The organism is uncultured Tateyamaria sp. (assembly GCF_947503385.1).
Taxonomy (GTDB): domain Bacteria; phylum Pseudomonadota; class Alphaproteobacteria; order Rhodobacterales; family Rhodobacteraceae; genus Tateyamaria.
In genome coordinates, this window is the sequence record NZ_CANNDO010000004.1 from 75,363 (window position 1) to 88,704 (window position 13,342).

The following is a 13,342-nucleotide window of genomic DNA, read 5'->3' on the forward strand; positions in this document are numbered from 1 at the left end:
CATGAAACTGACACGGCGCAATCTGCTGATCCTCAGCTCTGCCGGTGTGGCGGCCACGGCGATGGGCTCCCTGCCCGCTTTCGCCTCGCTGACCGACGACGCCATCGCGGAACTGACCGGCGGCGCGGCTCTGGGCGAAGGGGCAATCACGCTCACCGCTCCCGAGATCGCGGAAAACGGCAACACCGTCCCGATCGAGGTCAGCGCCCCCGGTGCGGTCGCGATCACCCTGTTTGCCGACGGCAACCCGGTGCCCAACGTGGCCACCTTTACTTTTGGCCCGCTCAGCGCCTCGCGCAGCGCGTCCACACGCATCCGTCTGGCCACCACCCAGAACGTCGTCGCCATCGCCAAGATGGAAGACGGGTCGTTCCAGAAGGCATCGGCCAACGTCAAAGTGACCATCGGCGGCTGCGGCGGCTGATCCAAAGACATGCGCCCTCAACCGGCGCTCAGACAATCGGAGATAACACATGGCATCCGGCGTAAAACCCCGCGTAAAAGTCCCAAAGACCGCCGCAGCAGGCGAGGCGATCACGATCAAGACGCTGATCAGCCACAAGATGGAAAGCGGTCAGCGCAAGGACGATGACGGCAACGTCATCCCCCGTTCGATCATCAACCGGTTCACCGCCGACTTTAACGGCCAGAACGTCATCGACGTGACGCTGGAACCGGCGATTTCGACCAACCCCTATTTCCAGTTCGAGGCCATCGTGCCGGAATCCGGTGAATTCAAGTTCACATGGTACGACGACGACGGCGACGTCTACGACACAAGCAAGAAGATCGAAGTTTCCTGACAAGAGGGACGCGATCAAGTCAGGGAGGGACCACAATGAACTTGAAACCATGGATGACACTGGCGGTCGCGGGCTTTGCCGGCGCGGCCTTTGCCCAGGACAGCAGCACGCTGAGTATTGAAGGCGAGGCGATGGTGACCGAAACTGCGGCACCCGCGCACATGGAAAATGTCGACACGATCTATTCGGGTTGGCGGTTCCGCTCGACCGAGACGCAGGCGCTGGAAACCGACGATTTCGATAACCCCGCCTTTGTCTTTGTGGATCAGGGTATTGATCTTTTTGACAAGGTGGATGGCACCGAGGGCAAAGCCTGTTCGTCCTGCCACGAAAACGTCGAGGATTTCGCCGGGCTGCGCACGCAACTGCCCCGCGTTCAGGACGGCGAGTTGGTCACGATGGAAAATCTGATCAACGATTGCCGGACCGAACGCATGGGGGCCGAGGCATGGAAATGGTCCAAGGGTCCGATGACCGCCATGACAGCGCTGATTGGTCTGCAATCGCGTGGGATGCCGATGGACGTGGCCATTGACGGCGATGCGGCCCCCTTCTGGGAGAAGGGCAAAGAGCTGTATTACACCCGTGTGGGTCAGTTGGATATGTCCTGCTCGAACTGTCACGAGGACAATTATGGCGTCATGATCCGGGCCGACCACCTGAGCCAGGGCCAGATCAACGGCTTTCCCACCTACCGGTTGAAAAATGCCAAGCTGAACTCGATCCACGGGCGCTTCAAGGGGTGCATGAAGAACATCCGCGCCACCCCCTTTGCCGAGGGCGGCGACGAATTCAAGGCGCTGGAACTGTATCTGGCATCACGCGGCACCGGCCTGTCGGTCGAAACGCCTTCGGTGCGCAACTAAACCATCCAATGGCCTCGCGTCTTATGGCGCGGGGCTTTTTTGTCGCGTATAAATTCAAACATACGCATATGTATCAAAGGACAGCTCATATGATCTCGCGGCGGGACTTTCTTCAGGTTGGCATGGCAGCCTCGGCGCTCATTGGCGCGTCGGGGTTTGGCAACTGGGCGCGGCTGGCCGCGCAACAGGCGCTGACGCAGGACCAACTGCTGGAGTTCGATACGTTCGGAAATGTCTCGCTGATCCACATCACGGACATCCACGCGCAGCTAAAGCCGATCTACTTCCGGGAGCCGTCGGTGAACATCGGCGTGGGCGGCAACAAAGGTGCCGTGCCGCACGTAACAGGTGCCGATTTCCGCAAGCTGTACGGCATCAACGATGGCTCGCCCGCGCATTACGCCCTCAGCTCTGGCGATTTTTCCTCCCTCGCGCGGGGCTATGGGCGCGTGGGCGGGCTGGACCGTGTGGCCACAGTGGTCAATGCGATCCGGGCCGACCGGCCCGACGCGATCCTGTTGGATGGCGGCGACACTTGGCACGGCTCCTACACCTGTCTCAAGACCCAAGGGCAGGACATGGTCAACGTGATGAACGCGCTGCAACCGGATGCCATGACCTTCCACTGGGAATTCACGCTGGGGTCGGATCGGGTCAACGAACTGGTGGAAAGCCTGCCTTTCGCTGCCCTTGGCCAGAACATATTTGACGTGGAATGGGACGAACCGACCGACCTGTTCCCGCCCTACAAAATGTTCGAGCGCGGCGGCACCAAGATCGCGGTGATCGGGCAGGCCTTCCCTTACATGCCCATCGCCAATCCCGGCTGGATGTTCCCCGAATACGCCTTTGGCATCCGGGACGAGAACATGCAGGCCATGGTGGACGAGGTGCGGGCAGCGGGTGCCGAATGCGTCGTCGTGCTTAGCCACAACGGCTTTGACGTGGACAAGAAGATGGCGACGGTTGTGTCTGGAATCGACGTGATCCTGTCGGGTCACACCCATGACGCCCTGCCCGAACCCGTCCTGTCGGGTGACACGCTGATCTTCCCCTCCGGTTCCAACGGCAAGTTTGTCACCCGCATCGACCTTGATATCCGCGACGGACGGCTTCTGGGCTACAAATCCAAGCTGATCCCGATCTTTGCGGACGTGATCACACCGGACGCGGACATGACCGCCCTGATCGACGCGCAACGCGCGCCTTACGAGGCCGAGATGGCCGAAGTGATCGGACAGACCGACAGCCTGCTGTACCGGCGCGGCAACTTTAACGGCACGTGGGACGACCTGATCTGTGACGCGCTCCTGTCCGAGCGGGACGCAGAAATCGCGCTCAGTCCCGGCGTGCGCTGGGGGCCGTCGATGATCCCCGGTCAGGACATCACCCGCGAGGATATCTACAACGTCACCTCCATGACCTACGGCAAGGCCTATCGCACGGAAATGACGGGCGAATTCCTGAAAGTGGTGCTGGAGGACGTGGCCGACAACATCTTTAACCCCGACCCCTATTACCAGCAGGGCGGCGACATGGTGCGCACTGGCGGGCTTGGCTACCACATCGACGTCAGCCAGCCGCAAGGCAGCCGTATCAGCAACATGACCCTGCTTGGCACTGGCGAAGCCATAGACCCTGCGCGCAACTACGTCGTCGCGGGCTGGGCCTCGGTCAACGAGGGCACCGAGGGGCCGCACATCTGGGACGTGGTGGAAAGACACATCGCCAAAATGGGCACAGTGACCGTGAACCCCGACAACAACAGCGTCGTCGTGACCGGCGTCTAGGACAAGGAAACTCAGACATGGATGACACGTTCAAACCATCCCGGCGAGCCTTCCTGCGCGGCTCTGCCGCCGTGGCCGCCGGGGGCGTGGCAAGCGCCGCCTCTGCTGCCGGGCCGGACCCGCTGATCACCGAATTGCAGGACTGGGCCAGCTATACCGGCGCTGGCGTCGACGAGACGCCCTACGGGATGCCGATCAGCTTTGAGAGCCATGTGGTGCGCCGCAATGTCGAATGGCTGACCGCGTCGCCGATCTCGTCGATCAACTTCACCCCGATCCACGCGCTGGACGGCACGATCACACCGCAGGGCTGCGCGTTTGAGCGGCACCATTCGGGTGCCATCGAGCTGTCCAAGCAGGATTTCCGCCTGATGATCAACGGCTTGGTCGATCGGCCGCTGGTCTTTACCTATGATGATCTGGAACGCTTCCCCCGCGAAAACCACGTCTATTTCTGCGAATGCGCGGCCAACACGGGCATGGAATGGGCCGGTGCGCAGCTGAACGGTGTGCAGTTCACCCACGGCATGATCCACAACATGGAGTATACCGGCGTGCCTCTGCGCACCCTGCTGCAAGAGGCCGGCGCGGACATGGACGCCGACAAATGGGTCTATGTCGAAGGCGCGGATGCATCGTCGAACGGGCGGTCGATCCCTATGGAGAAAGCGCTTGATGATGTGCTGGTCGCCTTCAAGGCCAATGGCGAGGCGCTGCGCATGGAACATGGCTACCCCGTCCGCCTCGTTGTACCGGGCTGGGAAGGCAACATGTGGGTCAAGTGGCTGCGCCGCATCGAAGTGACCGACACGGCCGTGGAAAGCCGCGAGGAAACCTCGAAATACACCGATGTGCTGGAGGACGGCACCGCCCGCAAATGGACGTGGGAGATGGACGCCAAATCCGTCATCACCGCCCCCAGCCCGCAAATGCCGATCACCCATGGCAAGGGGCCGCTGGTGATCTCGGGGCTGGCGTGGTCCGGCCATGGCAAGATCACCCGCGTGGACGTGTCAAAGGACGGCGGCATCACATGGGAAACCGCGCGGCTGGGCAAGCAGGGCGACACCAAGGCGCTCACGCGCTTCTACCTCGACATGGACTGGGACGGTGCGCCGATGCTGCTGCAATCGCGTGCTATGGACGAGACGGGATATGTCCAGCCCACCAAGGAACAGCTGCGCGAAAAGCGGGGCGAGAATTCGGTCTATCACAACAACTGTATCCAGACCTGGTACGTGAACGCAGAAGGGATCGCCGAGAATGTCGAAGTCTCCTAACATCCTCCTCCCCGCTCTTGGCGTCACCGGCATTGTGCTGGGGGCCGCCTACGGCATATCGCAAAAAGGGTACGGCGCGGACAAGATCGCCTCGTTGGAAACCCGTGTCGAGCAGGTCGAAACCAACGCAAGCGCTGCGGCGGCCAATGCTGCCAAAGCAACCGCACAGGCCGAGGCCGAAGCGGCCCGTGCCGCAGAATTGCAGGAACAGGTGGCCCAAGTCATGGCCAAAGCGCAGGAACAGCGCGCCAGTGCTGCGCTGACCGCCCCTGCCCCGGCGCGCGATGGCGGGTTTGGTCTGGGCCGCGCGGCCCTGCCCGAGGAAATCGCTGCGTGGGACGTGGACGTTCTGCCTGACGGGCGTGGCCTGCCCGAGGGCAGCGGCGATGTCTGGACGGGCGAAGAGGTGTTTGTCGATTACTGTGCCGCCTGCCACGGCGACTTTGCCGAAGGGGTGGACAACTGGCCGGTACTGGCCGGCGGGTTCGACACGCTGGGCGACAAGGATCCGGTCAAGACCGTGGGCAGCTACTGGCCCTACCTGTCCACCGTGTTCGACTATGTCCACCGCTCCATGCCCTTTGGCGGGGCGGGCACACTGACGGCAGACGAAACCTATGCCATTGTGGCCTATATCCTTTATTCCAACGACATGGTCGACGACGATTTCGTGCTAAGCCGCGACACGTTCCTTGATGTCGAGATGCACAATGCCGATGGCTTTGTGGTCGATGACCGGCCCGACCTCGAATACGCCGAATGGCGCGCCGAGCCTTGCATGGAAGCCTGCAAGGACGAGGCGCGGATCACCATGCGCTCGGTCTTTTTGGTGGAGACCCCCCCCAAGGGCGGCTCAAACTCGGTCCCGAACATGGCGAGCGTGGACGGCCTGCCGACCTTTTCCGCCGACGGCCCGTCCTTTGTCCCTGCGGCGGCGCCAAAGCCCGAAGTCGCCGCTGCACCGGCCCCTGCCCCAACAGAAACAGTCGCCAGCGCCGATGACGTCCTGCTGAAGCACGGTGAAAAAGTGTTCAAGAAATGCGCCGCCTGCCATGCGGTGGGGGACGGTGCCAGAAACAAATCCGGCCCACAACTGAACGGCCTCATCGGGCGCGCGATGGGCGGCGTCGATGGGTTCAAATACTCGGACGGGTTCATCGCCGCCGCTGCCGAAGGCCGCTCATGGACCGCCGAGGAACTGGCCGCCTTTCTCGCCAAACCCAAAGCCTACATGAAAGGCACCAAAATGGCCTTTGCCGGTCTGAAGAAGGACGAGGACATCGCTGCCATCACCGCCTATCTGGAAAGTTTTGGCGAATGATGCGCGGGCCGCTCAGGCACCTTGCGGGGTTTGCCCTGCTTGGGCTGGTGGCCCAATCGGTCTGCGCGGACACCGGCGACATTGCCGCCGGTGAACAGGTGTTTCAACAGTGCAAAGGCTGCCATCAGGTTGGTGCAGGCGCCAAACATCGCAGCGGCCCACACCTGAACGGCCTGTTCGGACGCAAGGCGGCGGGGCTTGACGATTTCCGTTATTCCAAGAGCTTTCAGCGCGCCGGTGCTGGCGGGCTGGAATGGCACGCCGACACGCTGGACGTCTTTCTCGAAAACCCACGCGCCATGGCCACCGGAACACGGATGAGCTTTCGCGGACTGAAAAACCCGGAGGATCGGGCCAATCTGATCGTCTACCTGCGCCAGTTTTCGGATGATCCGGCCAATATCCCCGAGGCGGACCCCACCGCGACCGGCGTCGACCATGACCTTGATCCCGCCATCCTCGCGCTCGTGGGCGACCCGGAATATGGCGAATACCTCAGCGGCGAATGCACGACATGCCATCAGGCGACGGGCGGCGATGACGGCATTCCGTCCATCACGCTCTGGCCCGAAGATCAATTCGTCGTGGCCATGCACGCCTACAAGACCAAGCAACGCAACCATCCGGTGATGCAGATGATCGCCGGGCGGTTGGGAGACGAAGAGATTGCGGCGCTCGCTGCGCATTTCACAAACCTCGAGAATTGAGGCGATCCTAGGGAGGAGACCACCATGACTTTTGACAGACGGACATTTCTTGGAACTTCTGCCGTTGCTGCGGCAAGTCTTGCCGCGCCAATGGTGCTGGCCGACGGACACGGCAAACCACGTGTCGTCGTGATCGGGGGGGGTGCAGGCGGCGCCACGGCGGCACGCTACATTGCCAAGGACAGCAAAGGCGCGGTGGATGTCACCCTGATCGAGCCCACGCGCACCTATTACACCTGCTTTTTCTCCAACCTCTATCTGGGCGGGTTCAAAGAGATCGACGAGATCGGCCACAGCTACGGCGGTCTTGCCGCGGGTGGTGTGAACGTCGTGCATGACTGGGCCGTGGGCGTGGACCGCGATGCCAAAACCGTGTCACTGGCGGGCGGCGCGTCGCTGAAATATGACAAGCTGATCCTGAGCCCCGGTATCGACTTTGTCGACATGGCCGTGCCCGGCTGGGACGTCTCGGCGCAGAACGCCATGCCCCACGCCTACAAGGCCGGTTCGCAAACCGAACTGCTCAAGGCGCAACTGGCCGCGATGCCCGAAGGCGGCACGTTCGCCATGGTTGCGCCGCCGAACCCATACCGCTGCCCCCCCGGCCCATACGAACGGGTGTCGATGGTGGCCCACTACCTCAAGACCAACAACCCGACGGCCAAGATCATCGTGGCCGACCCCAAGCCGAAATTCTCGAAAATGGCGCTGTTCCAAGAAGGCTGGAACAACCATTACGCGGGCATGATCGACTGGATCGGCGAAGACTTTGGCGGCGGCAGCGTGTCAGTTGATCCAGCGGCCATGACTGTCACCATCGACGGCGAGGAGACCAAAGTTGACGTGGCCAATGTGATCCCGGCGATGAAGGCCGGGCGCATCGCTGATCTGGCCGGTGTGACCGATGGCAACTGGGCGCCGGTGAACGCCGCCGACATGTCAACCAAGGCCGACCCGGATGTCTACGTTCTGGGCGATGCGAGCCAGCAGGGCGACATGCCCAAATCCGGCTTTTCCGCCAACAGCCAGGCCAAGGTCTGCGCCAACGCGGTGCGCGGGGCGTTGACCGGATCCAAAGTGTTCCCGGCCAAGTTCTCGAACACGTGCTGGTCGCTGATCGACACCAATGACGGCGTGAAGGTGGGCGCGACCTACGAGGCGACAGAGGAAAAGATCGCCAAGGTCGACGGGTTCATCAGCCAAACGGGTGAAACCGCGGATATCCGCAAGGCCACTTACGAAGAATCCGAAGGCTGGTACGCAGGTATCACCGCCGACATGTTCGGCGCAAAAGCCTGAGAAAATGGCGGGGCGTTGATCGATCTCAACGCCCCGCCCCCGGATTGGGGCGATACTGGGCTACGTTCAGGAGGATCAGATGAAACACACCATTCTTGCCATCGCTCTCGGCCTTGCTGCCGGTGCCGCCCATGCCGAAGATGCCATTGTCGTGCCCTTTGACGGCAGCTTTGACGACGCCACCTTTGCCGTCGAAAGCGCCATCGTCGACCGGGGGCTGGTCATCGACTATGTCAGCCACGTGGGCGACATGCTCAACCGCACCGGGTCCGATGTGGGCAGTGAAACGAAACTCTTTGAAGCAGCGGACATCTTCATATTCTGCTCTGCGGTTCTGTCTCGCGAGGTGATGGAAGCCGACCCAATGAACATCGCGCACTGCCCCTATGGCATCTTTGTTGCAGAACGCGACGGCGCGGTCATGGTTGGCTACCGCGACTACCCCGATGGCGAGATGGCCAAGGTCGAGGACCTGTTGCAAAGCATTGTCGCTGAGGCTGTCGAGAACTGATGAACTACCAGACCTTCTTCCGGTCCGAACTGGACCGTTTGCGCGACGACGGGAATTACCGCGACTTTGCCGAACTTGAGCGGCACCGCGGCGCGTTCCCCTCCGCCACCTGCCACAACGGACCGGGAGAGGTCACGATCTGGTGTTCCAATGACTACCTCGGGATGGGCCAGCACCCCGCGGTGCTTGGCGCGATGCACACCGCGCTGGACCGCACCGGCGCAGGTGCGGGGGGCACGCGCAACATATCGGGCACAACCCATGACCACGTGTTGCTGGAGGCGGAACTGGCCGACTTGCATGGCAAGGAGGCCGCGTTGCTGTTCACCTCTGGATACGTGTCCAACTGGGCCGCCCTTGGTACGCTGGGCGCGCGCATTCCGGGGCTGACCATCCTGTCGGACGCGTTGAACCACGCCTCGATGATCGAGGGCATCCGGCATTCCAAAGCCGCGCGGGTGATCTGGAAGCACAACGACCTTGCCGATCTTGAGGCGCGACTGGCCGCCCTGCCCCTTGATGCCCCCAAGCTGATCGCCTTTGAATCCGTCTATTCCATGGACGGCGACATCGCCCCCATAGCCGCGATTTGCGATCTCGCTGACCGCTACAACGCGATGACCTATCTCGACGAGGTGCACGCTGTCGGTCTTTACGGCCCGCGCGGCGGCGGCATTGCCGAACGAGAGGGCCTCATGGACCGGCTGACGGTGATCGAAGGCACACTGGGCAAGGCGTTTGGCGTCATGGGCGGCTATATCGCGGCCAGCGCCGAACTGTGTGACTTTGTGCGCTCATTTGCCAGCGGGTTCATCTTTACCACCGCACTGCCCCCGGCGGTGGCGGCGGGTGCTGCGGCATCAATCCGGCATCTGAAATCAAGCGCCACAGAACGCAACGCGCATCAGGCGCGCGTGACCGATGTGCGCGCGCGGCTTGATGCCATTGGCCTTCCGCATATCGACAATCCGAGCCACATCATCCCGGTGATGGTGGGCGACCCGGTCAAATGCAAGTTCATCTCGGACAGGCTGCTGCACGACCACGGGATATATATTCAGCCGATCAACTACCCGACCGTGCCCAAAGGCACCGAACGGCTGCGCATCACACCTTCACCTGTGCATACGGCGGCGGATGTGGACCGGCTGGTTGCCGCGCTTGAAACGCTGTGGACGCAATGCCAGCTGTCGCGCCTGCCCGTCGCCGCACAATAGAGCCCGGTCAGGCCAGCCCGACCGCGCCTGCCCCGGACATCAGCCGGTGCGTGACCATCGCGCCGATCCACATGCAGAACACCGCAAGCCACGCGGTCAGCGCCATGATGGACCCGCCAGCCATGCCCGCGCCAACGGCACAGCCTCCGGCGAGCATACTGCCAAACCCCATGAGCACCCCACCGACCAGATAGCGTTCCATCGGGGTATCCGCATCGAACCGCTGGACGCGCGCCTCGCGTCGGATCACCGCCCCAGCCAGCGCACCGCAAAAGACACCGGCAACAAGGCCCAATCCAAAACCGGCCACGAGGTTCGGTGCACTGACCAGCGCCATAAGCGTGTCGGTTGAAGGGCCTGTGAAGGTGACGGATTGCACCGGCACAACCTCGAAAGACGCCTGCGCAACGGCAAAGGTCCCGTACCACCCGGCAAAGACCGCAAGGCCGACCAGCGCCGCAGCCACGAGATCCGCAACCGGCACACGCTGCTTTATGCCAAAGGCCAGTGCCCCGAGCAGCACAACAGCGGCGGTACCCGCGACAAGGGACGCCCGGATGTTCAGTACCGCGAGCAGGCTGCGCCCGTCTCCGCCCGGCACGGTCCACAGCAGCGCCAGCGCCTCGCGCGCCGGAGCCAGCGCGCCGCTCAGCGACGCTTGAGCCACGATGGTGACGACCAACCCGGTGATGATGGCGCGCAGGTTGCCCGTCGCCGACAACACCAGCAAACGGCTGACGCATCCACGCGCGAGGATCATACCCACCCCGAACATCATCCCGCCGATAATGGCCCCCGACAGGCTGCCCGTGGCAGCAAGCTGTCGCGCCCCACTTGTGTCCAGCACCCCCAGCAGGCCCGCGCCCTGCACCGCCAGCAGCGCCGCGCAAAACGCAACGAGCCAAACCGCGATGCGCGGTCCGGGTCGGCCTTCGGCCAGTTCGACCGTTGCAGCGCGCAAGCAAAACCGCGATTGCAGTGCAGCACCCCCAAAGAGCAGCCCAACCAACACGCCAACAGCGCACATCAAGGCCAGTTCACCAAAGCGATCTATCAGGGTTTCCATCGTCCGCGCCCGCATGATTGGTCATGTGGGCACGTTCTGCACCGTTCCGCTGCCCGGAACCTTGACCCAGCGCAAACCGGGATTGGTTATTCGAACTCCATCTGTTCGTAGACGCGGCCCGCGTTGCGGGTGGCCAGTTCTTCGAACGTGTCGAGATGTGCAAAGGCGCTCTGGTCGACATAGTAGGCGTCCGCCAGATCACCGCCCGCGTCCAGATGCGCGCCCACCACTGTCCGCAGGTGCATCAGGTAGTCGCGCGTGTAGCGGCGCACCTGTGCCATGTTGGTCGGATGACCGTGACCGGGAATGACGTAAGTGGCACCCAGCGGCTCAAAGCAACAGTCCCACGTCTCGATCCAGTCGAACACGATCGTGTCCTCGAATATCGGCAGCATCCGTTCGTGAAACGCCATGTCGCCCGCAATCACCATGCCCTGCTCGGGCAGCCAGACCTGCGTGTCGCCGGGACCGTGCGCCGGGCCAAGGTGCAGCACCTCTATCCGGAAATCGCCCATCTCGATGATTTCCTTGTCTTCGAAGGTGCGCGTCGGCGGCGCGACAAACGTGCCTTCTGCCTTGTCCCGGTTGTAGCGCTTCATGTTCTCCAGAATGCGGTTGCCGCGTTCCTCTATCTCATGGGCGGCGTCCACATGGGCAAGGATCGGCACGCCCTGTTCGGCCCAATAGGAATTGCCAAGCATCGCGTGCCCCTGCCCGTTTTCGTCGATCACGAGCCGGACGGGCTGGTCGGTGATGGCCTTGATTTCGTCATGCAGCGCCTTGGCCAGCAGGTAGGCGGCACCGCCGTTGATGACGATCACACCGTCGCCTGTGACGATAAAGCTGAGGTTGTTGTTGTGGCCGCTGTTTTCATAGGTGGGCGGTGCTGTGGCCCCGATAGCGGACCAGACATGCGGGATCACCTCCACCGGTTTGGAATAGAGCACCGAACCCGGATACTGGTCCGCAATGTCCTCACTGGCCCCCGCAGGGGCCGCACACAGCGCCAAGACGGCCAGCAGCCGCCTCATGCCGCACCCGGTACAAACACGAACCCCTCCGCTGCCCGGTCAACCCGGCCCATGCCCCCGCCCGGCAGGTGAAAGCCCACAATCTGCATCTGTTCGGAGGTGATCCGGTCAAACAGCATTCTGCGGGTATCGGCGGCCATCCCGCCGTCCTGATCTGACCCGCTGATCCACTCCGGCTTGCGGAACGCCACATGATGATTGCCAATGGCGTCCCCAAGCACCAGCGCGCTTTGCGATCCGTCGCGGATTTCGAAACTCATATGTCCCGGTGTGTGTCCGGGCGTGGAAACCGCTGCAATGCCCGGCAGGACCTCTTGTCCGTCCTCAAACAGCACAACGCTGTCCGCAATCGCCTCCATCCGGCGTTTGGCCCCGACGGCAAAGGCAGCGCGCGCCTCACCAATGGTATTCACGGTGTCCGGGTCCCACCAATAGTCCCATTCGGCTCGGCCCATCATATACGTCGCCTCGTAAAACAGCGGCTCGTCAAAGTCGTCCAGCAAACCCCATATGTGATCGGGATGGGCATGGGTGAACACGACATGGGTGATATCCTCGGGTGCCAGTCCGACCGCCGCGAGGCTGTCGACAATTGTGCCCGCCGATGGCATGAAATCCGGCCCGGACCCCACGTCGAACAGCACCGTCCGGTCGCCGTCCTGATAAAGCGCGAGATTGCATTCCGGTGTCAGCCGGTCCCACGACAACCCGAATTCGGTGAGGATCGGCTGGAGCTCCCCGGCGGGCATGGGTTCAAAGATGAAACTGCCCGGCAGCAACAGGCTGCCATCGCTGACCGTCGTCAGTGTCCCGGACCCGACACTGGCCTGCAAAACGCGTGGGGCCAGTGCCGTGGCCGCCGCGGAAAACGCCCCACCCCGCGCAAGGAAAGATCGTCGGCTGAAGTCCATGGCACGCCCCCTTAAATTCTCATATACGAATGTGTACGAATTTCAGCACTGAGGCAAGCGCTATCCCAAAAGAACGCGTTGAGAACCCAGCAGAGACTGATCCAACCCAACCAAAGTGGTGCGCGCGTGTGGTTGCGATCCGAGGATCAGTAAATCTCCACACGGGAATAGTGTCGCGGTGTCAAAGGGGTGCAAACCCCTAGTGGGAACGCGCGTCTGGACGGTTTGGAGCCGAAATGAGACTGACCATGCCGGCGCTTTGTGTCACGCTGTCTGCGCAGACCCAGAGTTCGGACAAACGTCCCATGGGTCTGGGCGTTCGTTGGAAACCAGATACAAATGGGATGAAATGGTGCCCCCACACGGACTCGAACCGCGGACCTACTGATTACAAATCAGTTGCTCTACCAGCTGAGCTATAGGGGCGTCGGCGGTGACGTTTAATTGTAGTTGTCACCGGGTGCAAGATGGATTTCGCACCGGTTCAGAGGTTTTATCCGGTGAATTTTCGGCTATACGTTCAGGCCAACACTTGACGGC

13 protein-coding genes and 1 tRNA gene are annotated in these 13,342 nt (G+C 62.2%); 10 read left to right on the forward strand and 4 right to left on the reverse strand.

Features of this window, described 5'->3' with window-relative positions:
• The first annotated feature begins 1 nt into the window (after window position 1).
• The 10 genes from soxY to hemA all read left to right on the forward strand — a co-directional run bounded on the left by soxY (window position 2) and on the right by hemA (window position 9,794).
• Window positions 2-424: a thiosulfate oxidation carrier protein SoxY gene (gene soxY, locus Q1A85_RS14175; RefSeq protein WP_299690527.1), complete on the forward strand. Its 423-nt coding sequence runs from the start codon at window positions 2-4 to the stop codon at window positions 422-424.
• Window positions 425-473: 49 nt separating this feature from the next.
• Window positions 474-803 (forward strand): thiosulfate oxidation carrier complex protein SoxZ, encoded by a 330-nt coding sequence (gene soxZ, locus Q1A85_RS14180; protein WP_299690530.1) that lies wholly within the window; start codon window positions 474-476, stop codon window positions 801-803.
• A gap of 35 nt (window positions 804-838) precedes the next feature.
• Window positions 839-1,669: a sulfur oxidation c-type cytochrome SoxA gene (gene soxA, locus Q1A85_RS14185; RefSeq protein WP_299690533.1), complete on the forward strand. Its 831-nt coding sequence runs from the start codon at window positions 839-841 to the stop codon at window positions 1,667-1,669.
• 89 nt (window positions 1,670-1,758) lie between these two features.
• Window positions 1,759-3,459 carry a thiosulfohydrolase SoxB gene (gene soxB / locus Q1A85_RS14190; protein ID WP_299690536.1) on the forward strand — a complete coding sequence of 567 codons (1,701 nt, stop codon included), beginning with the start codon at window positions 1,759-1,761 and terminating at the stop codon, window positions 3,457-3,459.
• Window positions 3,460-3,476: 17 nt separating this feature from the next.
• Window positions 3,477-4,739 carry a sulfite dehydrogenase gene (gene soxC, locus Q1A85_RS14195; RefSeq protein WP_299690539.1) on the forward strand — a complete coding sequence of 421 codons (1,263 nt, stop codon included), beginning with the start codon at window positions 3,477-3,479 and terminating at the stop codon, window positions 4,737-4,739.
• Window positions 4,723-6,060, forward strand: a complete 1,338-nt coding sequence (locus Q1A85_RS14200; RefSeq protein WP_299690542.1) for a c-type cytochrome — start codon at window positions 4,723-4,725, stop codon at window positions 6,058-6,060. Before soxC ends, Q1A85_RS14200 begins: the two co-directional genes overlap by 17 nt.
• Window positions 6,060-6,767 (forward strand): c-type cytochrome, encoded by a 708-nt coding sequence (locus tag Q1A85_RS14205; protein ID WP_299691441.1) that lies wholly within the window; start codon window positions 6,060-6,062, stop codon window positions 6,765-6,767. Before Q1A85_RS14200 ends, Q1A85_RS14205 begins: the two co-directional genes overlap by 1 nt.
• Before the next feature lie 24 nt (window positions 6,768-6,791).
• Window positions 6,792-8,066 (forward strand): NAD(P)/FAD-dependent oxidoreductase, encoded by a 1,275-nt coding sequence (locus Q1A85_RS14210; RefSeq protein WP_299690545.1) that lies wholly within the window; start codon window positions 6,792-6,794, stop codon window positions 8,064-8,066.
• A gap of 79 nt (window positions 8,067-8,145) precedes the next feature.
• On the forward strand, window positions 8,146-8,577 hold the full coding sequence (locus tag Q1A85_RS14215) for a DUF302 domain-containing protein (RefSeq protein ID WP_299690550.1): 432 nt from the start codon (window positions 8,146-8,148) through the stop codon (window positions 8,575-8,577).
• Window positions 8,577-9,794, forward strand: a complete 1,218-nt coding sequence (gene hemA / locus Q1A85_RS14220; protein ID WP_299690553.1) for a 5-aminolevulinate synthase — start codon at window positions 8,577-8,579, stop codon at window positions 9,792-9,794. The genes Q1A85_RS14215 and hemA overlap by 1 nt, the downstream gene beginning before the upstream one ends.
• 7 nt (window positions 9,795-9,801) lie before the next feature.
• Here the strand turns inward: hemA and Q1A85_RS14225 are convergent, their stop codons facing one another.
• From Q1A85_RS14225 to Q1A85_RS14240, 4 genes are all read right to left on the reverse strand, one after another.
• Complete coding sequence (locus tag Q1A85_RS14225) at window positions 9,802-10,860, reverse strand: YeeE/YedE family protein (RefSeq protein WP_299690559.1); 1,059 nt, start codon at window positions 10,858-10,860, stop codon at window positions 9,802-9,804.
• Between the two features lie 86 nt (window positions 10,861-10,946).
• Window positions 10,947-11,891, reverse strand: coding sequence for an MBL fold metallo-hydrolase (locus Q1A85_RS14230; RefSeq protein WP_299690561.1), 945 nt, complete (start codon window positions 11,889-11,891; stop codon window positions 10,947-10,949).
• Window positions 11,888-12,802, reverse strand: coding sequence for an MBL fold metallo-hydrolase (locus tag Q1A85_RS14235; RefSeq protein WP_299690566.1), 915 nt, complete (start codon window positions 12,800-12,802; stop codon window positions 11,888-11,890). The genes Q1A85_RS14230 and Q1A85_RS14235 overlap by 4 nt, the downstream gene beginning before the upstream one ends.
• A gap of 350 nt (window positions 12,803-13,152) precedes the next feature.
• Window positions 13,153-13,228: transfer RNA gene (locus Q1A85_RS14240), tRNA-Thr, on the reverse strand.
• Window positions 13,229-13,342 lie beyond the last annotated feature (114 nt).

Coding starts and splice junctions, on each gene's coding strand:
- soxY (WP_299690527.1), top strand. CDS start 2: ATGAAACTGACACGGCGCAATCTGCTGATCCTCAGCTCTGCCGGTGTG.
- soxZ (WP_299690530.1), top strand. CDS start 474: ATGGCATCCGGCGTAAAACCCCGCGTAAAAGTCCCAAAGACCGCCGCA.
- soxA (WP_299690533.1), top strand. CDS start 839: ATGAACTTGAAACCATGGATGACACTGGCGGTCGCGGGCTTTGCCGGC.
- soxB (WP_299690536.1), top strand. CDS start 1,759: ATGATCTCGCGGCGGGACTTTCTTCAGGTTGGCATGGCAGCCTCGGCG.
- soxC (WP_299690539.1), top strand. CDS start 3,477: ATGGATGACACGTTCAAACCATCCCGGCGAGCCTTCCTGCGCGGCTCT.
- Q1A85_RS14200 (WP_299690542.1), top strand. CDS start 4,723: ATGTCGAAGTCTCCTAACATCCTCCTCCCCGCTCTTGGCGTCACCGGC.
- Q1A85_RS14205 (WP_299691441.1), top strand. CDS start 6,060: ATGCGCGGGCCGCTCAGGCACCTTGCGGGGTTTGCCCTGCTTGGGCTG.
- Q1A85_RS14210 (WP_299690545.1), top strand. CDS start 6,792: ATGACTTTTGACAGACGGACATTTCTTGGAACTTCTGCCGTTGCTGCG.
- Q1A85_RS14215 (WP_299690550.1), top strand. CDS start 8,146: ATGAAACACACCATTCTTGCCATCGCTCTCGGCCTTGCTGCCGGTGCC.
- hemA (WP_299690553.1), top strand. CDS start 8,577: ATGAACTACCAGACCTTCTTCCGGTCCGAACTGGACCGTTTGCGCGAC.
- Q1A85_RS14225 (WP_299690559.1), bottom strand. CDS start 10,860: ATGGAAACCCTGATAGATCGCTTTGGTGAACTGGCCTTGATGTGCGCT.
- Q1A85_RS14230 (WP_299690561.1), bottom strand. CDS start 11,891: ATGAGGCGGCTGCTGGCCGTCTTGGCGCTGTGTGCGGCCCCTGCGGGG.
- Q1A85_RS14235 (WP_299690566.1), bottom strand. CDS start 12,802: ATGGACTTCAGCCGACGATCTTTCCTTGCGCGGGGTGGGGCGTTTTCC.